Here is a 24150-nt window from a genome sequence, read left to right as displayed (position 1 = left end):
CAATAAGAATTAATTTATTCTTTTCTAAAAATAACCGCTTCAAAAAATGACTTTAATAAATATTTCAACATATGAAAAATTCACAATAATAAAATCAAAAGTGGGATCGCATCATACTCAAGTATGCATACATCAGGTGCTCAGTCGAAAAAAAGAAAAACACACTCAGATCACATATACAACAACAAAATAGTCAACTATAAACCAGATCAGAAGCAGACTGACACTACTTCTGATCTATAAGAATAGCTAGTTTACGAGCAGTATCAAATTCAGGTAAAGCTATATTAACAAGAATTTGCATATCAGGAGAATCTAATGATTGAAAAGAAATATGTTCAAAAGCAAGTTCTTTCACAAGAGGATGAAGAATAATTTTACGACCTTCTGGAGCATCTAATACTTCATGCAATTCCCATAATTCTCGAAAAGGTTCACTTACTTTTTTTAAATTTATAACAAAGTCCGTGTACCACGGATCTTCAATAAAGCGAGCGTATTTTGCACGAAATTGAGCGACAAGACGAAGCGCATGTTCTTTCCATTGTGATCCTTTCAGAGCAATGAATTCACTAGAAGTAAAGGTGCGCCAAACCAGATTTCGATCCTGTTCGTTCAAATAGCTATAGTCTCCATACACCACTGAAAAAGCTTTATTCCAAGATAAAACATTTAACTTTGCATCAATAGCGCAAGCAGGGGCATGACCTAGTTGATCTAAAAAACGTTGTACAGTATCGCTAACTTGAAATTGAGGTGGATGTATATGAGGCGGTAATTGACAATGCGCTAACAAAAAAAGATGTTTACGTTCAAAATCATCTAGTTGTAAAGCACGAGCTATACTTTCTAGCACTTGAATAGAGACTTGTATATCTCGACCCTGTTCTAAATACGTATACCAATCTACACTTACTCCAGCGAGCATAGCAACTTCAGCACGACGTAACCCTGGAGTTCGTCTACGTCCATTTTCTGGTAGTCCAACATGTGCAGGTAATATTCGAGCACGACGATTTTTTAGAAAATCTCCTAATTCCGATTGACGATCGACTTCTAACATAGCGACCTCCTACAAAGCTTATTTATAAATCTATGTATAGATTAGACAGGGACAATTAATCCTAGGATAAACGCCTATCTATATCATAGAATTCTTTCATTATACACTAGGAGCAAGCAAAGGAGAGGATTACAACATGGATATGATTTTAAATAAAGTGGTATTAATTACTGGAGCAAGTAGTGGAATTGGAGAAGAGACAGCACGTGTATTATGTAAAGCTGGAGCGTGTGTGGTTCTCGGAGCAAGACGAACAGAACGTTTACAAAAGGTAGTACAAGAGTTAAAAGAAGCAGGTGGACAAGCAGAATATTGTACGTTAGATGTCACCAACCTAAAGCAGATGCATGAATTTGTAGCTTTTGCCCAGCAAAAATTCGGACGTGTAGATGTGTTAATCAATAATGCTGGAGTGATGCCATTATCTCCGCTTCATAGTTACAAGGTTGAAGAATGGAATCAAATGATTGATGTTAATATCCGGGGTGTTCTACATGGAATTGCCTCAGGATTACCTGTTATGGAAAAGCAACAGACAGGGCATTTTATTAATATCGCTTCTGTAGGAGCATATCAAGTAAGTCCAACAGCAGCAGTATATTGCGCTACCAAGTTTGCAGTACGAGCAATCACAGAAGGATTACGTCAGGAATCAAGTGGACATATTCAAGTAACTCTTATATCTCCCGGTGTTACTGAATCTGAATTAGCTGATCATATATCGGATGAGCAAGCTCGCGCTGAAATGAAGGAATATCGCCGTATTTCTATACCAGCTAGCGCTATTGCTAATGCTATCTTATATGCAGTTCAACAACCGCAAGAAGTTGATATCAATGAAATCATTATCAGACCCACTGCGACTTCATAACCTGGACTAAATAAAGGTAGTACAATCTTATACATTCAAATATTTAAAAAGCCACTTCAAAATAGGAGGTGGCTTTTATTTAAATGTATGATACAAAACGCATGATTATTATACATATTTTTACTTATTTAGAAAATAAAATTATGAATCCGTACTATTATCATAAAAGTTATTCAAAGATCACTTTTATCACTAATCTTTTTGTCTAAAATGTTCGATATTTAAGATATAACGTTATCGTGCGTTAAGTTGGAGGATAAGACTATGTTTATTTTTTTGATTAGTGTCATTAGTTTATTTATACCTTTTTTATTTCTTACTACTTTAGCGATCAATGTAATTTTAAGAAACCCTAACCATCCTTTGCATCGATTAACGATGATGGTTATGTTTACATTGGGATTGATATTTTTAAGCGATTTTCTTATGCATACATTAGAATTCCGATACGGACAATTAGCCTTTTATTTTCTAGGATATAATCTTTCATTTTTGGCGATGACCTTGCTTATTTATTTTTTTGCACATTTAAGTCACTTGCGTATTCCTAGATATCGGGTTCATATAATGGCTTGTATTCCGCTAGTGGGTATTCCTTTACTTAATGTGTATCCGTATCTTTTTAATATTATGATTACCCAGAGTAAATATTGGAGAGTAGAAGATCGTTCGCTTTCGTTTGATATAATGTTTATTATTATTGCTCTTTATAGTTTGACAACTCTTATTACATTTGTCGTACTTACTTATCGAAAAATGAATGGTTCTTTATTATATCAGCGTGAGAAACGTATGATGGGTACTATTATGAAAGGTAGTATTATAGCGTCTATATGGTTGGTAATAACTTTTGTGTATACTTCTTTTTACAGAGAAATACCATATTTCCCGATTGCAAGTCTACCCGCATATTCAGGGTTAATCTTAGCAGTTACGCTTCATATTGCGATGCGCAAGTATAACTTTTTGGCAGCAGCAGAACGTCGATACAAACTTTTATTTACATTATCTAGTAGCGGTATCGCTTTGATGAATCGAAATGGAATTGCGGTTGAAGCCAATCCTGCTTTTCGCTTATTAGCTGCTGTCGATGAATCCGAAGGTGAAATCGATATTTTTACCCTTATTCAACATGAAGATAAACATAATTGTCGGGAACGATTGAAAAAGGCATTTGAGAATCGTACGATCTTGCAGAGCCATCAAGTACAAATACGTAACTTAACAGGCATGACCTACATTGTTGAAGTGAATAATGATTTTTTAGAGATTGATGGAGAGTTATATTGTTATCTATTGGTGCGTGATATTACAGCGCAACAATTGAATGAAGCACAATTGATCGAATTGGCTTATAATGATCCGTTGACTGGGCTTTCTAATCGGTTTCAATTTAATCGCAAATTGTGGATGGCTGTTGATAAAGCAAATGAATACGGCACTAAAGTAGTTGTCATGCAAATTGATCTGGATCATTTCAAATGGATCAATGATACGATGGGTCACTCTGCTGGAGATATTTTGTTACGGCATGTCGCTCAGCTTTTACAAGAAAATGTACCTCCTCATGCTGTAGTAGCTCGTATGGGTGGGGATGAATTCTCTATTATGATTGAACTCGCTTCAGGAGAAGGGGAGCAATTAGCAATCGATATTGCGAACCAGATTATACATGCTTTTGAACAACAGGTGGTTATCGTAGGTAAATATTATAGAGTTTCTTGTAGTATCGGTATTAGTATCTCTCCTGATGATGGAGAAGATTCTGAAACGTTGCTACGACATGCAGATACAGCGATGTATGTCGCCAAACGTTCCGGTCGAAATCAATATCATATATTTACTAAACAGCTCAAAAGATTAGCTGAAAAGCATCTACTACTACAACAAGGATTAGAAAATGCACTGAGTCTTGGAGAATTTTCTCTAGTGTACCAACCTCAAGTTGATAGTCGTACTCAACAAGTATTTGGAGTAGAAGCGTTGTTGCGATGGAGTTCGCCCGATCTGGGAATTGTCTCACCGGTAGATTTTATTCCGATTGCAGAACAAAATGGAACTATTCGTCAAATTGGAGAATGGGTGATGAAAGAGGCTGCTTATCAAGCCGCAGCATGGATCAAAGCAGGGCATACCGATTTACAAATATCTGTTAATGTGTCTGCTAGTCAATTAAGTGATCCTAACTTTGCGAAAAAAGTAGAGTCTATTCTTAAAGAAACAGGATTACCGCCTCATCTGCTTTGTCTGGAGTTTACAGAAAGTGAAGCTATTCGAGAAGAAGAACAAATCTTAAAAGTATGCAAATCGATTGTAGATATGGGTGTTGTTTTGGCGGTCGATGATTTTGGTACAGGATATTCTTCATTACGAACGATTACACGCTTTCCTTTCCAATTTATCAAAATTGATCGTTCATTGATCTATGATATTGGAACCAATCCACGAAATGTGGCAGTCGTGCGCTCTGTTATCGAATTAGCTCAGCAATTAAATATGAATGTGATTGCCGAAGGAGCAGAGATGGGAGAGCAAGTAGAAATGTTATCTCAATTGGGGTGTTTTCAAATTCAAGGATATTATTATGGCAAACCAATGAAAGCTAGAGATATCGAACGTAAGTTATATCTTGATTTGGAAGAAAATACTCGTATCGATCAAGCATTATAAGTATAGCAAAGCAGTTCTCCTGTAATAAGGATGAACTGCTTTTTAGCTTATTTTGATATACATAGATATCTACTAACCAAAAGGTTTTGATTTTTTGGAGTTGAACATATATGCTACGATTAGACTGAAATATAACATCTCAAGCAACATCTCATATCATACTATTGAAAAAGGATGGATAAGGAGGAATACGGTTGACATTGCAGCAGCTACGGTATGCTATCGAAATTGCTAACTGCGGTTCGATGAATGAAGCAGCCAAACGTCTTTTTATTTCTCAACCGAGCCTTTCCAACGCGATTAAAGAACTTGAAAATGAGTTAGGGATTACTATCTTTGATCGTACCAATCGAGGAATCAGTATTTCTATCGATGGAATGGAGTTTCTCGGTTATGCACGTCAGATCATAGAACAAACAGAACTGATCGAAAACCGCTATCATGGTAAAAATCGTACCCAAATTCACTTTTCGGTATCTACACAGCATTATGCGTTTGTTGTAGATGCGTTTGTCAAATTGATGAAGCAAAGTGATGTGAATGAATACAGTTTTCATTTACGAGAAACACAGACGTATCCGATTATTGAAGATGTGCGTTCTCTGCGTAGTGATATCGGTATTCTGTATATTAATGAGCGTAACTTCAAAGTGATGAATAAGCTTTTTAGTGATGGCAATCTCAAATTCACGCCTTTATTTAATACGAGTCCACATGTTCTGATTCGTAGCAGGCATCCCTTAGCAAATAAAGAAACAGTCAAGATGGAGGAATTGCTTGGTTTTCCATATATTACGTTTGAACAAGGAGTTAACAATTCATTACACTTCTCTGAAGAAATGTTAAGTATTCGAAGCAATGAAAAAAGTATTAAAGTGAGTGACCGGGCGACATTGTCTAATTTATTATTGGGAACAGACGGATATACGATAGGGACAGGTATTCTCGTATCTGAACTCAATGGACACCAGTTAATCTCTGTACCTGTCGAAACCAATGAGACAGTAACGATTGGTTGGATTGCTCATAAAGATCGACAACCTAGTGAAATCACAGCTCAATATATCGAACTACTTAACGATATGATTTCTCAGAACTTGCTTGATCTGAATCAGTTCTTATTATGATTACACTTATACAGGAGGATTCTATGCTTAATCCAGTCAGCGGTACCAAACGAAACAAGCCTCCTTTTCGCTATGATATTGTTGGAAGCTTTCTAAGACCGGACGATCTGAAAGATGCTCGTCTCCAATATGAACAAGGTGAAATAACTACCGAGCAATTATCAGTGATTGAATATGAAGAGATTGCTCAATTGGTCGAAAAACAAAAAGCTTTGGGGTTACAGGTGATTACAGATGGAGAATTTCATCGTTCCTGGTGGCATTTAGACTTTTTTCTAGGTATTCAAGGAACTCAGAAAATTTATCTCAATCAGGGCACAGGCGGACAAGATAGCAAAACACGTACAGAAAGTTTCCAGATCGTAGATAAAATTGCTTTTGCTGATCATCCTATGCTAGCGCATTTTCGTGAATTACAACAATTAGCTGGAGATCATATTGCTAAAATGACGATTCCTTCGCCGGCGTTATTTCATTTTGTAGAGCATTATAATGGTAATGATGTGTATTCGGATCAAGAAGAGTTATTTGCTGATATTATCAGTGTATATCAACAAGCGATTCAAGCTTTTTATGATGCAGGTTGTCGTTATTTACAATTAGATGACACCACATGGGGAACGCTGTGTAGTGGCAGACATCGGGTACATTTGCGTAGTCGAGGACTCGATCCTGATCAATTAGCAGAAGATTATGTACGCTTAATCAACGAAAGTATAGCTCATCGCCCGGACGATATGGTAATTGCACTTCATGTATGTCGGGGTAATCTTCGTTCTACCTGGTTTGCGGCAGGGGGATATGAACCGATCGCCGAGACTCTTTTTGCACATGCGCAAGTAGATGCATTTTTTCTAGAATACGATAATGAACGTTCTGGAGGATTTGAACCTTTACGCTTTATCCAAGATCAGTTCGTTGTACTCGGTCTGGTCACAACAAAGCATGGAGGACTAGAAAGCAAAGAAATGCTCAAAACACGAATAGCTGAAGCCGCTCAAGTGGTCAATCTTAACCAGCTTTGTCTAAGTACCCAGTGTGGATTCGCTTCGACAGAAGAAGGCAATATGTTAACAGAAGAAGAACAGTGGGATAAGATTCGTCTGGTGATCGAGACAGCCAATGAAGTATGGACACAGCCCGAATCTTAATCCAATTGGAAAGAAAATAATCGTTTTAGAAAATCGTAGGATACGGATACTATGATCAGCTATTTAGCTATAACGAAAAAGGACTTGCTCTGATCAACCGAGCAAGTCCTTTTTTTATAGATATCGTGCTTTTATTCATCTTCTATAATATATCCCTGTCCAAGTGATTTACTTTCAAAACCAGCCATATGACGACCTTGATATCGAATCGGCTGATGTCCGGCGATTATAATCATATTTTGTGTATCAGACATTCTTTCAGCAGGTAGAGCAAAACATTCTATATAAGTATACACTTCATACAGTGTAGTCGATATCGAATTGATGATCATATCATGATTAGCTTTACCAATCAGATTAATAATCAAATATCCTTTATCATGTAACTTGGTAGCAGTTAACTGAAAAAACGTTCTAGATATTAAATGTTGAGGAGTCCCTTCTGTCGTAAAAGCGTCTAAAATAATATAGTCATACTGGTGATTATTTTCGGCAGACAACAATAGTCTTCCGTCTCCGATCTGGACATTATCGAGTGTATAATGAAAATAAGTCTGGCTTAACTCAAGTACCAACGGATCAATCTCTGCAATACGAAAAGACTTATTCGGATAGTGGCTAGCAATCGTTCCTATTCCATGTCCAATAACGAATACATCTTGAAACTCTGAATTGTTAAGCTCCATTAGATGAATCATAGCACGCGGATATTCAAATAGTATCCGTTCAGGATGATGAAGATCGATTGCACCTTGTATATCTTCGTTAGCAAATTGAAGAATCCGAAACGATCCTTTTTCATTATAAAATTCATTCGTTTCATATACAGAAAGTTGTGCTTGATTATGAAATAATAGATGCAAAATACCATACCCCTTACTGAATTAAGTGATCCAATCTGTTGTGGAAAAAGGATAAATAACCATTACATTATTATAACAAATGAAGCGTTATGGTTCATTATACATATAGTTGGTGAATCATAGAATAGAACATTATCATATTATAAAAAATACACTTTTGGAGGATTACCATCATGGCTAAAATTGCTGTAGAAAAACCATTTGACGATATTAAAGAAGTATTGGAAGGAAAAGGGCATCAAGTTGATCTAGTAAATAGTGATCAAGAATTAAAAGGATATGACGTTGGTGTTGTTCGTGTACAAAATGACGGCGATACAGGATTGTATGATTTCCCGATCGTTAGTGTAGAAGGTTCATCTATCGATGAAGTAGTTGCACAAGTAGAGCGTTATATTGAATTATCTAAATAATTGCTACATTTGATAGATTTTATAACTAACTGATCCTTGTTTAAAGGGTCAGTTTTTTTGTTCGCTTTTACGTAATATTGACACGTACAATCGTTTGTCTTATATTGTTAACTAACGCATTAAACTCATCTTTTTTTCATAATATACAAATAAATGGATATATAAAATAATGAATTTGATGTATCAATTATTAAGTTTACATCAAATGTTAAATCGCTTTAAGTTACCCATTTTACACAAAAAGACATTTACTTAACAGGCGAATTATTTTATCTTTAATTATAGCCAATCTTTTGATGATATCTAATCGTTGTTTCGGCACGTTACATAAAATCAAAAGAAAATATGTAAAAAATTTCGTAGTGTACATAACAGTAGGCGACCTGGGAGAGCTATGTCTTCGAGGCCATTTTTGTCTCAAAATCAACCCAATCAACCAGTATAGACGGGAGGTAGCAGATGGATAAAAAAAATGTATTGATGTTTTCCGGTCAAGGTTCTCAATATTATCAAATGGGAAAAAAGTTATTTGACCAAGATCAGCAGTATCGTCAGATTATGCTTGATTTGGACAAAATAGCGATAGATATGATTGGTATTTCGATTGTACATACGATTTACAATAATGAATTTCGGAATAGTCATCAATTCACACGCACTTTGCTATCGCATCCCGCTATTTTTATGGTTGAATATGCACTAGCACAAGTATTAATCACACGCGGTATCAAAGTAGATTATGTATTGGGTAGTAGTCTTGGTGAATTTGCAGCAGCTACGGTTGCAGGTGTATTCGATGCTCAGACCGCTCTCACATGTGTGATTCAGCAAGCCAAATGTTTTGAAAAATATAGTGAGACTGGATCTATGTTAACTATTTTGTCTTCTGTTTCTATCTATGATCAATTACCACAAATACAATATTGTACACTGGTGTCCGTCAGCTATGATGGGCATTTTGTTATTTCTGGGTCTGTAGAGAAGCTAGCAGCTATTCAGACATATCTTGCTGAACATTCGATTGCTTGCCAGTTACTTCCTGTATCGTTTGCTTTTCATTCTTCTGCTATTGATGCAGCGGAGCAAGCTTATACAACTTTTCTGAAAAATATATCGTTTCAAAAGCCTATATTGCCTTATTTATCGTGTATGCAGGGAGGTCTGGTAAACGTTATTCAACCAGATCACTTTTGGCAAGTAGCAAGAAAACCTATTTTATTTCAACAAACTGTTCAACAGATTGAATCTTTGGGTTCGCATCACTATATCGACAACAGTCCAGGTGGAACATTATCCGCTCTGGTAAAACGAAATCTAAATACGAATTCGATCTCCTCTACATCGGCTATACTGGGGCCTGCTGTGAATGAGATCGTAAATATAGAGCGTTTATTACATCAAGTGAAGCCAGAGCAACATTCAATATCTTATTCATCTATCCCATCTCAAGCACAACAATCTGTACCTTTTCAATCACAAGGAGGAGAACAGCGTATGAGAGCATATGTATTTCCAGGGCAGGGTTCACAGTTTAAAGGTATGGGCAAAGAATATTTTGCTGAATTTCCCGATTTGGTTGCTCAAGCTAATCAAATCCTTGGCTATTCGATTGAAGAACTTTGTCTGATCGATGCTCACAAACAACTCGGAGAGACAGCTTTTACTCAACCTGCACTATATGTTGTCAATGCACTTATGTATTACAGCATAATCAAAAACAATAACATTCCTGATTACGTAGCTGGACATAGTCTAGGGGAATTCAATGCTTTATTGGCAGCAGGTGTATTTGATTTTGCAACAGGATTAAAAATCGTACAATATCGCGGCGCACTGATGGGAGAAGCAAGCGGTGGCGCTATGGCAGCTATTGTCGGCTTAGATCAACGTACGATCGAACAAATTTTGAAAGAGCATAGGCTCCATACTATTGATATAGCAAATCTGAATACTCCATCACAGATTGTTATCTCGGGCCCCAAAGATGATCTAATACAAGCACAAACTATATTTGAACAACAAGGTGCTACCAATTATGTGATGCTCAAAGTCAGTGCAGCGTTTCACTCCAGATACATGGAAAATGTAAAACAGAAATTTGCGGAATATCTGAATCGATTTGATTTCAATACACCTGCTATTCCTGTGATTTCAAATGTACATGCTAGACCATATTTATCCCATAATCTACATGAATGTATGGTTCAACAAATCACTTCATCGGTACAGTGGACAGATAGTATACGTTATCTGATGGGAAAAGAAGTGAAAGACATTATCCAAGTAGGACCCGGAAAAGCAGTGACTAATATGGTAGCAGCTATTCAGCGTGATGCCAGCCCATTAGTGATCGAAGAAGCAACAGTAGAGCAACCACAACCAGTGCCTGTATCCGTACCAAAATTACCAACAGCACATCGTTACGATGCTTCTACGCTAGGTTGCAATGAATTTAAAAAAGAATACAATCTCAAACTTGCTTATATTGCCGGTGGAATGTATGGCGGAATCGCATCTGTGCCTCTAGTGAGTAAATTGGCTAGCTTTGGTTGCCTTGCTTTTTTAGGAACCGGTGGGTTATCACTAGCGCGGATTGAAGCTGACATTGTTGCTATGCGCCAAACTCTTCAGCATGGAGAGTCGTATGGAGTTAACTTTTTACATAATCAAGTTCAACCCGATCTGGAACAGCAATTGGTTGAACTTTTGTTAAAACATCAAGTCAATATCATAGAAGCCAAAGGATTTTTAACGATCACACCAGCGCTTGTGTACTACCGAGTATCTGGTTTATCACTTGATGCTAATGGCGAAATAAAAACAGCGCATCGTATCATTGCCAAATGTTCACGTCCAGAAATTGCGACTTTGTTTATGAGTCCACCACCTCAACACCTATTAGATCAATTGATACAAAGTGGACAAATTACAACAGAACAAGCCCATTTCGCCAAACACATTCCGATGGCAGACGATATCTGTGCAGAAGCAGATTCAGGTGGTTATACCGATAGTGCGGTCATGATGACGTTATTACCATCATTGTTAAGTCTTAGAGCAGCTATCATGAAGCAATACTCTTATCGTCGAAAAATAAGAATAGGTGCTGCGGGAGGGATCGGTACACCAGAAGCAGCGGCAGCGGTATTCGTGATGGGAGCCGATTTTATTTTGACAGGATCTATTAATCAGTGCACTGTCGAAGCGGGAACCAGTACAGCGGTCAAAGAATTGCTTCAGCATATCAATGTTCAAGATACAGAATATGCACCTGCTGGAGATATGTTTGAATTAGGAGCTAAAGTACAGGTACTCAAAAAAGGATTGTACTTCCCGGCACGTGCAAATAAATTATACGAATTGTATCGCCAGTATAACGCGATCGAAGAAATAGATGATAAAACGAAAACAAGGTTGCAAGAACAATATTTCAAAAAGAGCTTTACTGCGATTTATGCTGATGTGCAACAAACGTATAGTACACAAGAGATTGAACGTGCTGAACGTAATCCCAAAGCCAAAATGGCTTTGTTATTTAAATGGTACTTTACGTATTCTACAGAATTGGCTTTACGTGGTGATCGTGAATCGAAAGTCGATTATCAAGTATATTGCGGGCCAGCATTAGGTGCTTTTAATCAGTGGGTACAAGGTACTCTGCTTGAGCACTGGCAACAAAGGCATGTAGACCAAATAGCAGATAAGTTAATGAACGAGACTGCCGATTTATTAAATCATCGCTTGCTTCATAGCTTTTAAATACAACCTATTCTAGCGCGAAGGAGCCAAATGAATGCAGATAAATACAGATGTATTGATTGTCGGTGGTGGAATTGCAGGTGTATCGTTAGCTCTAGCTATGGGCAAAAAAGGTCATGATGTCACTCTAGTGGAACGGTTAAAACAATTTAAGCCTATTCCTAAAGGCGACTTTCTACAGCCGGTGACGATAGAGTTATTAAAAGGATTGGATGTTCTTCCTGAAATTCGTAAACATTGTGCGTTGGTAACCAAAGTTCATTATGGAACGGTAGGGGGAATACGCTGCTTTTCAGGGGATTACAGCACAATGGATATTCCTATACAATATGCTCTCAATGGAGACCATCATAATATTCATGAAGCTATATTTAATGCTGCAACCGCTCTTCCTAATGTTCATTTCTATGCTGGAGTCAATGCTCAACAGCTATTGTACGATAATGGCAAAGTAATTGGGCTAGAAGCAACAACCGACGGAGAAACAATGCGTATTCATAGCAAAGTGGTCGTAGGATCAGATGGAATTAAGTCGAAGATTCGAGAACAATTAGGGCTCAAACATCATCTATACCCTTACGAAGAGAAAAAGGCTAAAATGTTTGCTTTTACTTTTCATATGGATGAAGAGCCACCAGCAGAAGCAAGCTTCTTTTTTGGAAGTGGTGTAAGCTGTGGAGTATTTCCATTACCTCATAAGCGTACTCGTGTGTACCTCGCGCTTCGTAAAGAGCTGTGGCAAAGTATCAAAGATGATGGAATCGATGCGCTACGTCAATTGCTGTTATCGCTTTGTCCGCATCTTGAGCAAGAATTAACACAGATCGCCGATTTCAAGCAAGTACAGTCGATACCGGCGTTTTACTTGGATACAGATAAATGGGCTGTAGATGGCGCTGTGCTTTTGGGCGATGCTTGTCACGCATTAAGTCCTGCACTTGGACAAGGAATGAATCTAGCGATTCAAGGTGCTATGGAACTTAGTGAAACGTTGACTCAAGCATTAGCAACAGCAAATTATTCTGAATCGATGTTGCGTTCTTATGAAAAGAAAAGACGTAAATATGTAAAATTAATTCAGCAAAATAGTACAGCTCATACCTTCTGCTGGTTTGTTAAAAATAGTTCTTTTATCAAATTACGTAATGCTGCTTTTCGCCGTATGGGTCACTGTCCTAATCTTCTAGAAGCCCAAATGCTAACCACATCGGGCTATAGTGATAAGTCGCCATCGTTTTCCTATTTGCTTCGTTTTGCAGGTATTATGAAACCTTAATTTGACGGAGGTGAAGAGTAATGGAATCGAAAAGAGTCGATATCGCTATTGTAGGAATATCTTGTCGTTTTCCCGGTGCGAATGGATATGAGGAATTTTGGAACAATCTTGAAGCAGGTGTAAATTCGATTCAAGAAATCCCTGCGGATCGTTGGAATATTCAAGACTATTACTCTGCCGATGTACTAAAAGCAGGCAAAACCAATAGTAAATGGTGCGGAGCGATAGATGATGTGTATGATTTTGATCATCGCTTCTTCAATATTTCACCACGTGAAGCCAACAATATGGATCCACAACAGCGATTATTGTTAGAAGAAACATGGCATTGTATCGAAGACTCAGGGATTCCGTTATCTCTTTTGCAACAACAAGTCACTTCTGTCTATGCAGGTATTATGGCGGCTGATTATTTACAAGAAATGAGCAGTCTTGATCAGCAAGATATAGATAGTTATGCCTGCTTGGGTACATACGAAAATCTGTTAACCAACCGAATATCATACATTTTGAATTTAAAAGGGATCAGTATGCCCATTAATGCGGCTTGTGCTTCATCACTGGTGGCTGTCCATGAAGCTAGACGTGCATTGATTCATCATGATTGTGATTATGCTGTCGCTTCGGCTGTTAATTTGAATTTACATCCTATGAAATACGTTTCTTTTGCTCAATCTCGAATGCTCAGTTCGGATGGACAATGCAAAACATTTGATCAACAAGCGAATGGATATGTGCCTGGCGATGGGGTAGCTGTATTGTTGTTACAACGACTAGATCAAGCGATCGAAGACGGGAATCATATTTACGGAGTGATCCGGGGATCGGCTGTGAATCATGTCGGTAAAAGTGTTTCTTTGACAGCTCCCAAAATGGAAGCACAACAACAAGTGATTGAAGCAGCTTATCAATCTGCCGGTGTAAAAGCATCAACTATCAATTATATCGAAGCGCATGGTACAGGGACATCATTAGGCGATCCTATTGAAATTGAAGCATTGACTCAAGCTTTTCGCACAGACACTTCCAATAATACATTTTGCCAGATTGGTTCGGTCAAAACGAATATTGGACATTTGGAAAGTGCAGCCGGAATGGCTGGAATGATTAAAGTGTTAATGATGATGAAGCACCAAAAGATACCACCTTCTCTAAATATCCAAACACTGAATCCTATTATCGATTTTGACTCTACTCCATTTCAAGTCACTACAAAATGTAGTGTATGGGAGCGAATGAATCCAGATCAACCTTTACGCGCAGGCATAAGTTCGTTTGGCTTCGGCGGGGTTAATTCTCATATTTTGTTAGAAGAATATATACCTGTTGTGAAGGATGGAGTCGTAGAACTATCACCTGATACACCGATTACTCAATATATTGTATTATCTGCCAAAACTATTCAAAGCCTTGAGCAATCTATTGAACAATGGAAAAAGTGGATCGAGAATATAGCAGGAAATGAGTATTCGTTCCAAGATATATGTAGAACACTTTTACATGGTAGAGAATCTTTTACTTATCGAGTAGGTAGTATTGTATCTTCTATCAGTGATATCAAAAAATGGTTACAAACTGCATCTGCTCATATCATCAAAGCTGATATACCACATTGGAGCTTAGATACAACAGGTCTATCGTGGAGAGGTTATGCTGATATTAGATCAAGTTCGATCTATGGTTCTCTCTATAAGCAAAAACAAGAAGAAATAGTAAGCCTTCTTCAACAGGTCACCAAAGACCATAATAAAATCGAAGGCTATTATCAAGATATATGGCTGGATAAAGATATCGAATTGTATACATTTATAAGCGGATATAGTTATGCTTGTACGTTAATCGAATTAAGTACATTACCAGAAACAGTGACAGCATGTGGAAAAGGAACATGGATTGGTCTGGCAATAAGTCAAGTTTTACCTATTACAACGATTATAAATCTGTTACTTCACCAAGAAAATAAAGAAGAAATGGTGCTTCAAAGACCATCTATTCCTTTATATACAGGCAATCATACTTATATCGCGCCTTTGGTATGGGATGCTTCATATATTCAAGATTTATCGAATCAATTATCAGAGCTGGCACAACATGAACAGATGGCACTTGTTCAACAGACACATATCACCAAAGCTAAAATGTTATACGGCCATCAGTATACTTTCAAATCATTAATAGATGAATGGAACAAGATTACACAAGAAAAATATAAAATCGATATTGTGAAATGGATGACTCAAAATGAGCAGAGCACATGTGATTATCCTATCTCTCATATCAATATAATGATGTTATTTGTTATTGTCTATTCTTTACGCAAGTTGAAACAAAAATGGAATTTATCCGAACACTATATAGTTGATTATACAGCATGGCAAGAATTAATAGATTTACTAGACGATGAGATGATTAGCAAACAAGATTCACTGGAACTTATCCTTGATTCTAATCTGAACGCTGAACGTATAGCTTATTCATTGTCTAAACAAACAAATCAAATCAATAAACAAAATCTATACTCTATACTGTATGCACATAATCGTACTCTTGCAGAAATAGATCATCCTTCTGACTGGTTGTCACACTTATTGTCTACAGAGCATGATTCATCTGTAGCAGTAGAAGAAATGATGGCAGAACGATTATTACAATTGTGGCTACATGGCGTTGATATTCACTGGGATTTATTTTATAACAATCAATCGTATACAAAGGTGAGTTTGCCGTTATATCAATTTCAACGCACGACATTTCGCTTGAAATCGACTGCAACATCGAAGCAAACATCGATACCAAACGATATAGATATACATCCAATGGTACAGCAACATCGATCAACAGCAGATCATATTTCTTTTCAATCTACATTTACAGGAGAAGAATTCTTTCTGCGGGATCATCGGGTACAAGGGGTTGCTGTTCTACCTGGTGTAGCTTACTTGGAAATGGCTATTGCAGCACTTCAAGCAGCAAGCGGAATGTTAACCAAAGTTCATAGTGGATTCGTATTGCATCATGTGACATGGACTCAACCAATCTATGTTATAGACAATCCGATTAATGTACACATCTATCTATATTCAGAAAAACAAGCACAATTACGTTACGAGATTGCTGTAGAACAGCAGGATTCTAGTCTTTCTGTATGTGGTCATGGCGAAGTTATGCTGAAGAACAATTCTGTCTCTAATGTATTCACTATTGAACCTGAAGAACTGCAACAACTAGCTACAGAGCAACACTGGGATGCTACAACCTGCTATCATCAACTGGATCAATGGGGTCTAAATTATGGTGATCGTCATCAAGGGATAGATCAGGTATGGATCGATCCCAATCAAGCAATAGCCAAAATTAAGCTTCCAGCGACAATAGAAAATACGCTATCTGATTATATATTGCATCCGACCATGCTTGATTCAGCACTACAGGTCGCTATGTTGTTTACGATGTCTCAACAAGATACCCATGTAAAAGAAAAACCTCAATTACCTTTTGCTTTGGAAAAGTTAGAGTATATCCAAGCTTGTACAACTACGATGTGGGTATGTATTCGCTGGAGTGAAGGCAGTACTGCTCAAGATAAAGTGCAAAAATTAGATATCGATCTCTATAACGATTCGGGTCAACTTTGTATACGTATTTCAAAATATACAGCTAGAACATTAGAAGGGCAGTTATTAGAAACGGCTAATGTAGCAGAATCTAGTGTACCCGTACTGACTGAATTACCGGAACAGGTAACGATGGTTGCACCTGTCTGGGATACATTTGCAATAGATGAAGTTATAAGCTTGGATCATACTAAAATCAATCAACAAACCATACTGGTGATAGGAAGTTCTGATATACAGTGGACTGCTATTTCTTCTTATTATCCAAAAGCTATACACTGGGAAGCTAAAGCAGAACAGACGATTGATGCTATTTATCAATCGTTACTTCGTGTTGGCGAGATTCATCATATCGTATGGATCGCTTCTGACGTATCACTTGATACGGTTCATTATAAAGATATTATAGCCGGACAAGAACAAGGCGTGATTCAACTGTTTCGACTGATCAAAAGTCTATTCCAACATCATTATGATCGTTATACATTGGAATGGACTATAGTTACTATGAATACGCAATTGGTCATTCCTGTGCAAAAAGTTAAACCTATTTATAGCAGTATTTATGGTCTAATCGGTTCAATGGCTAAAGAAATCAAAAATTGGCATTTTCGAGTAGTCGATCTGGAGCAGACAGAGACAATAGACTGGCAACTTCTTTTTTCATTACCTACCCATCCTGATGGTGATGTGATCAGTTATCGTAGATCGCAATGGTATCAACAACAACTTATTCCTGTACAGTATACCTCTATTCAACAAACTGCTTATCGTCAAAATGGTGTGTATCTAGTGATTGGTGGTGCAGGAGGGATCGGCGAAGTATGGAGCGAATACATGATACGCCATTATCAGGCAAAAATAATTTGGATCGGTAGACGTGATATCAATGAACAGATTGAAGTAAGCTTGTATCGTTTGGCACAGTATGGCACAGCACCTGAATATATAAGTGCAGATGCTGCTGATCCAGATGATCTAGAACGTGTCTATCAAAAGATGATCAAGCGTTATTCTCAGATTAACGGTGTTATTCATGCGGCAATTGCGTTATTGGATAATACAATGATGCAGATGGATGAAGAGCGCTTCCGCGGAGCATTAACAGCTAAAGTGAATGTATGTGCTAGTATCGAACACGTATTTCAAAAAGCGAATCTTGATTTTGTACTGTTTTTTTCTTCGATCAATGCATTTGCCAAGCCAGCAGGACAAAGTAATTATGCCGCAGGATGTACGTTTAAAGATACATTTGCACAATATTTAGCCACTCGTTGGACATGTGCTGTCAAAGTAATGAATTGGGGATATTGGGGAAGTGTAGGCACTGTCGCATCAAGAAATTATCGTGAACGTATGCTCAAACAGGGCATCGGTTCGATTGAACCTCAAGAAGCTATGCAAGCATTAGAATGGTTGCTTGTTTCTCCATGTCAACAAATAGGGCTGATCAAACAAGTAGATGAACGCAATGTATATCATATCAATGAACAGGAATTAATGATTGTACAATGATACGAAAAGGGAGATCTTTATGTCTGATAATGAACAACTATATGATCAACAACAGCAGTTGGACGAACTAAATCGATGGCTTGTTCAATTATTGTATGTGCAGATGCAAAAGATAGGTTATACAGCAGGTATGCCTGTATCTGAGCTATTAGACTTACTTCCCAAAACTAATCAAATGTATATGAAATGGCTACAACAAACAGTCACTGTTTTTGATCAGAATTCGTTCTCTTTGATCCATGCGGATGAAGTATGGCATCAATGGACAGAGCATAAAGAAAAATGGTTAGAAGATGCTAATATGCGTGCCAAAGTTATTTTAGCTGAAACGATGCTACTTGCTTTGCCTGATATTTTACATGGTCATAAGCCAGCAACTGACTTGATGTTTTCACATGCTTCGATGGATTTGGTAGAAGGAATCTATAAGCATAACAAGATAGCAGATCATTTTAATCATGTGGTTGCAGATCAAGTGATAGCCCAAATTCAGAGCACAAATGATAAGAATAAGCCTCAATCATTGCGAATTTTGGAAATTGGAGCAGGTACAGGTGGAACAAGCGCGTTATTATTTTCCAGATTGGAGCCTTATAGAGAACATATAGCAGAGTATGCGTATACTGATATTTCCAAATCATTTCTAAATCATGCTCGTAAACATTATGGGATGCACTACGATTATTTAACCTATCATATTCTTAATATTGAAGAATCTATGCTGCATCAGCAGATTGATATAGGTGGTTATGATATTGTGTTAGCTACCAATGTGTTACACGCTACACGCGATATTCGTTTAACATTACGCAATGCCAAAGCTTTATTGAAAAAAGATGGCACAATGATTATTAATGAAATTATCGAATATTCTTTATTTAATCATGTTACTTTTGGTCTGCTTCAGGGATGGTGGTTGTATGAAGATCCTGTATTGCGTATTCCTGGTTGTCCATTGCTGACCCCTGCACAATGGAGCAATGTACTGGAACAAGAAGGATATCAACAGATTACTTACCCAACGGTAGAGACTGAATTTCTGGGACAACAGGTCATTACTGCTGTAAGTGATGGCATTATCCGTCAGAAAAAACAGATTACTATTCCTACCAATAATGATACAGATACAATCATTCAAAAACCTACAACAACAGAACCTGTACCAAGAACACAACCTGTATCAAGCAAAGTGACTGCAACCGTAACAACATCCCAACCGTCAGAAGCGTTAATCAAGCAGAAAAGTATGGATCACTTCAAAGTCATTATCGGACAGATTTTGGAAGTGGAACCACATAGTATAGATGTCAGTGAAGAACTTGAAATGTATGGTATGGATTCTATTTTGATTATTCAATTAACGGATGAACTTAATAAAGTAATGGAAGAGCATGTGAGTAGCGTGCTCTTTTTTGAATACTCTACTATATCTTCATTAGTAGATCATTTTATAACTAATCGCTATCAAGCATTAATCACAATGTTAGGTGAAATAGTAGATTCTGACTCCGAAGAATATACTGATCCTATTGAAACTGCACATGTTATAGAACCAGTTACTCCACATGCGTCTACAGTAACGGCAGAGCCAGTGACTGAACCTGAACCGATAACATTGTCTCCATCGAAAGATTCACGCAAGCCGGATATTGCTATTATTGGATTAGCCGGCAGGTATGCACAAGCCGATGATATGGAGGAATTCTGGAATCAATTACAACAAGGCAAAAGTGCGATTACTGAAATACCTGCTGACCGCTGGCAATGGCAAAATCATTACCGACCTGACAAAGGGCACACAGGATTTTCGTATAGCAAATGGGGAGGATTTATCAAAGGAATCGATACGTTTGATCCTTTGTTCTTTTATATTTCTCCCAAAGAAGCAGAGCAAATAGACCCTCAAGAACGACAATTTTTACAAATTGCTTATTCTTGTATAGAAGACGCAGGCTACATTCCGCAACAATTAAGTGATTCGCAAAAAGTAGGTGTATTTGTAGGTGTAATGAATGGGAACTATCCTACAGGATCATCTTACTGGTCTATAGCTAATCGAGTCTCGTATAGTTTTAATTTTGTTGGGCCTAGTCTTGCTGTCGATACAGCATGTTCTTCATCCCTAACAGCTATTCATTTAGCATTGGATAGTTTGTACAGTGGAACCAGTGAATGTGCTATTGCTGGTGGAGTCAATCTGATTGTTGACCCTGTACATTATGAACGATTATGCAATAAAAATATGCTTTCTTCTGGAGATCAATGTCGTTCTTTTGGCGAATCTGCGGATGGATTTGTAGATGGAGAAGGGGTAGGCGCTATTGTCTTAAAGCCTCTTCAGCAAGCGATACAAGATGGTGATCATATCTATGGTGTTATCAAAGGCAGTATGATCAATGCAGGCGGGAAAACGAAAGGGTATACAGTTCCTAATCCGGCGCTTCAATCGAAAGTTGTTGCCGATGCTATTCAAACATCGGGGATAGATGCACGTATGATTAGTTATATCGAAGCTCATGGTACAGGGACAGCTCTGGGCGATCCGATAGAAATCGAAGGATTACGAAGAGCATTTGCGCAGGATACTACAGATACACAATTTTGTGCTATTGGTTCTATCAAGTCTAATATCGGTCATTGCGAGAGTGCGGCAGGGATAGCCGGATTAAGTAAAATCTTATTACAATTTCAACATCAGCAATTAGTACCGTCACTTCATTCTAATCGCTTGAATTCTAATATTCAGTTTGAACAGACGCCTTTTCATGTTCAACAACAGCTATCAGCATGGAACAGACCACAAATAGAATCGAATAGATATCAGGAAGAAATACCGAGAATAGCAGGTATTTCTTCTTTTGGTGCAGGCGGAGCAAATGCCCATCTGATTGTGGCGGAATATATGCCTGCATCTGTAGATCAACTTATATATGGTCAACCAGATCATAATAGTCCTGTAGCTATTGTATTATCTGCTCTTACAGAAGAACGATTACAGGTAGTAACCGAGCGCTTACTTCAATACTTGGAACGTTCGTCTATAGATGAGAAGCAATTACCTAATATAGCCTATACGTTACAGGTTGGGCGCGAAGCGATGGACGTGCGTCTAGCTATTATTGTCTCATCTATAGACGAATTGAAGCATGAATTGAAACAAAGTATTCATTCTATTGATAAATCCATAAATATGTATAAAGGGGATACTACAAATAGCAAACAAATCCAAGCCCAATGGTCAGATGAGGATATGCAAGCGACGATCACAACATGGATTCGGAAAAGAAAATATCCTCAATTGTTAGAGTTATGGGTGCAAGGTATAGATATCCAGTGGTCGTTAGCTTATAACGATGGAGAGGTATTGCCTCAACGAATTTCGTTACCAGTCTATCCATTTGCCAAAGAAAAATATTGGTATACGCCGGTAACAATAGATGCTAAGGTCAATACAGAATTACAATCTCAAGCTAGTTCAATATCAGACTATATTCATCCATTATTACACCTTAATAATTCAAGATTACAAGAGCAAAAGTTTACTTCTGTATTTAGCGGAAGTGAATTTTTTCTAGAACATCATCAAGTGCAAGGTGTACGAATATTACCCGGAGCCGCTCATTTGGAAATGGCTTTGCAAGCAATAAGACATTCTATCCCTTTGCCGAAAGATTCAGCTACAGAACTGCCTTTGTCTTTTGCATTAACTCATATCGTATGGGCAAATCCTGTGGCTATCGAACATTCTGCTAAATCAGTGCATATTCATCTGCAATTAGAACATGCACAAGATATTAGTTATGAGATTTACAGTGAACAAGATCAGCAAGAGTTGCTTTTGTGTAGTCAGGGTAGAGCAATATTCGATATTGCATTACATCAAGAAGTGATCGATATTCAGTCTATTCAACAAGATTGTCAACTGAAAAAATGGTCTACTGATGAATGTTACAAAGCTTTTACAGCGATGGGTTTATCTTATGGCGTAGCTCACCAAACGATAGAGTATGTATCTTTAGGCACCGATCAATTGATCGCCAAATTACGTTTACCAGATATATTTGAAGCTACAATTCAACCGTATCTTCTTCATCCTGCTCTGCTTGATGGAGCGTTACAAGCTTCTATAGGGCTAACTACTGGATTTGATACATCTGTCAATTCTCCTTCACTTCCGTTTGCTCTACAACGGCTTGAAGTGTTGAGAGATTGTGATACAGAAATGTGGGCGCATATTCAATACAGTGCAGGTAGTCATCCTAATGATGCTATGCCTAGATTAGATATTGATATTTGTAATCGGCAAGGAATAGTCTGTATACGCTTAAAAGAATTTGTGATACGTCGGATGCCATCTAATCATGCTACGATTCAACCTATTACTACTACAGACATGTTGTCGACTACAAATACAGAAACAATGATGTTTACTCCGGTATGGGAGATGATCGATAGTATTCCTGCAATAGATATATCTGAATCTATAGAAACAGTTGTGTACATTCTTCCTACTCAAGCTAGCGTGCCAGAAGTCTGGTCAGACTCTATTCCACATCTAAATATAGTCAATATCGATGCGGATCAATCGATTAATCAGATAACAGATCGCTTATCGATATATAACAAAATCGATCATGTCATCTGGTCTGCTTCATCTGAATCAATATTCTATGCTAACGAGCAACCAAGTATTGCTTCGCAAGAAAAAGAAGTTCTTTTATTTTTCCGTTTCGTCAAAAGTTTATTAGCTCTTGGTTATGGAAGCCGATCCTTACATGTAACAGTAATCACCTATCAAGCACAACAACTTCATTCATTTGATGCTATTCATCCTGCACAAGCCGCTTTACATGGATATATTGGATCGCTTGCCAAAGAGTATAGTCACTGGCAGATTCGTCTGGCGGATATAGAGAACGAAGTAGATATTCCAGTTGCAGATATTTTAACTATGGCTCCTGATCCACAAGGGAACGCTTATCTGTTTCGTGAACAAGAATGGTATCGTCAGGAATTACTTGCTGTAGAGTACGAGCAAAACCAGACATCTACGATCTATCGTCAAGACGGAGTCTATGTGGTTATCGGTGGCGCAGGCGGAATAGGCGAAGTATGGAGCGAGTATATGATTCGTCAATACAAGGCAAATATTATATGGATTGGTCGCAAAGAGCTAGATCAACAGATTCAAGCTCAGCTAGATCGACTGGCTCGATTAGGGCGACAGCCTTTATATATTTCGGCAGACGCTACCGATCTGAATCAATTGCAACGTGCATATCAACAGATCAAGCAACAGTATCATCATATTGATGGAGTGATTCATTCTGCGCTAGTCTTAGCTGATCGTAGTCTAGCGAATATGGATGAATACCAATTTGGCAAAGGTCTTGCGCCTAAATTAAATATTAGTGTAAATATGGCACAGGTATTTACTCAAGAATCATTAGATTTTATTTTATTCTTTTCTTCTTTGAATTCATTTATGAAATTACCGGGACAAAGTAATTATGTTGCTGGTTGCATGTATATTGATTCGTTTGCCCGTCAGTTAGCACAGTCTTGTTCATGTGCGGTTAAAGTGATGAACTGGGGATATTGGGGAAATGTTGGGTCGGTTGTGTCTCCAGAAGTGCAGCAAAGTATGGCAAACAAAGGCATCGGGTCTATTGAGCCACCAGCAGCGAATCAAGCGCTTGAATTGCTGTTGACCAATACATTAGATCAACTTGTAATGATTGAGACGATAGGACAACCCGAGTTGCCATTATGGAACAACAACAAAACGATTATGGTATATCCATAATCGTTTTGTTTGGGTTGCAATA

General features: G+C 37.8%; 11 protein-coding genes. 9 read left to right on the top strand and 2 right to left on the bottom strand.

Features of this window, described 5'->3' with window-relative positions:
* Positions 1 to 226 precede the first annotated feature (226 nt).
* The gene (locus ACFSGI_RS11100) at positions 227 to 1063 is read right to left on the bottom strand and encodes a helix-turn-helix transcriptional regulator (RefSeq protein ID WP_204824194.1); all 837 of its coding nucleotides are present in this window, start codon (positions 1061 to 1063) and stop codon (positions 227 to 229) included.
* A gap of 136 nt (positions 1064 to 1199) precedes the next feature.
* Here ACFSGI_RS11100 and ACFSGI_RS11095 point away from each other — a divergent pair, with 136 nt between their 5' ends.
* From ACFSGI_RS11095 to ACFSGI_RS11080, 4 genes are all read left to right on the top strand, one after another.
* Complete coding sequence (locus ACFSGI_RS11095) at positions 1200 to 1934, top strand: SDR family oxidoreductase (RefSeq protein ID WP_204824193.1); 735 nt, start codon at positions 1200 to 1202, stop codon at positions 1932 to 1934.
* Positions 1935 to 2198: 264 nt separating this feature from the next.
* Positions 2199 to 4604, top strand: a complete 2406-nt coding sequence (locus tag ACFSGI_RS11090; RefSeq protein WP_204824192.1) for a putative bifunctional diguanylate cyclase/phosphodiesterase — start codon at positions 2199 to 2201, stop codon at positions 4602 to 4604.
* 194 nt (positions 4605 to 4798) lie between these two features.
* Positions 4799 to 5731, top strand: coding sequence for a LysR family transcriptional regulator (locus tag ACFSGI_RS11085; RefSeq protein ID WP_204824191.1), 933 nt, complete (start codon positions 4799 to 4801; stop codon positions 5729 to 5731).
* Positions 5732 to 5754: 23 nt separating this feature from the next.
* The gene (locus ACFSGI_RS11080) at positions 5755 to 6882 is read left to right on the top strand and encodes a 5-methyltetrahydropteroyltriglutamate--homocysteine S-methyltransferase (RefSeq protein WP_204824190.1); all 1128 of its coding nucleotides are present in this window, start codon (positions 5755 to 5757) and stop codon (positions 6880 to 6882) included.
* Between the two features lie 131 nt (positions 6883 to 7013).
* Here the strand turns inward: ACFSGI_RS11080 and ACFSGI_RS11075 are convergent, their stop codons facing one another.
* On the bottom strand, positions 7014 to 7745 hold the full coding sequence (locus ACFSGI_RS11075; protein WP_379283197.1) for a spermidine synthase: 732 nt from the start codon (positions 7743 to 7745) through the stop codon (positions 7014 to 7016).
* A 173-nt stretch (positions 7746 to 7918) separates the two neighbouring features.
* Here ACFSGI_RS11075 and ACFSGI_RS11070 point away from each other — a divergent pair, with 173 nt between their 5' ends.
* From ACFSGI_RS11070 to ACFSGI_RS11050, 5 genes are all read left to right on the top strand, one after another.
* Positions 7919 to 8158, top strand: coding sequence for a YkuS family protein (locus ACFSGI_RS11070; RefSeq protein ID WP_204824189.1), 240 nt, complete (start codon positions 7919 to 7921; stop codon positions 8156 to 8158).
* A gap of 459 nt (positions 8159 to 8617) precedes the next feature.
* Positions 8618 to 11917, top strand: a complete 3300-nt coding sequence (fabD, locus tag ACFSGI_RS11065) for an ACP S-malonyltransferase (RefSeq protein ID WP_204824188.1) — start codon at positions 8618 to 8620, stop codon at positions 11915 to 11917.
* Between the two features lie 34 nt (positions 11918 to 11951).
* Positions 11952 to 13193, top strand: coding sequence for an FAD-dependent oxidoreductase (locus tag ACFSGI_RS11060; protein WP_204824187.1), 1242 nt, complete (start codon positions 11952 to 11954; stop codon positions 13191 to 13193).
* Positions 13194 to 13213: 20 nt separating this feature from the next.
* Complete coding sequence (locus ACFSGI_RS11055) at positions 13214 to 18322, top strand: SDR family NAD(P)-dependent oxidoreductase (protein ID WP_204824186.1); 5109 nt, start codon at positions 13214 to 13216, stop codon at positions 18320 to 18322.
* 19 nt (positions 18323 to 18341) lie between these two features.
* Positions 18342 to 24128 carry an SDR family NAD(P)-dependent oxidoreductase gene (locus tag ACFSGI_RS11050; RefSeq protein WP_204824185.1) on the top strand — a complete coding sequence of 1929 codons (5787 nt, stop codon included), beginning with the start codon at positions 18342 to 18344 and terminating at the stop codon, positions 24126 to 24128.
* The last annotated feature ends 22 nt before the right edge of the window (positions 24129 to 24150 follow it).

The sequence above is a fragment of the Paenibacillus nicotianae genome (assembly GCF_042681745.1).
GTDB lineage: Bacteria > Bacillota > Bacilli > Paenibacillales > Paenibacillaceae > Saccharibacillus > Saccharibacillus nicotianae.
Note: the sequence above shows the minus strand (reverse complement) of the source record. Positions and strands in the feature narration are given on the sequence as shown.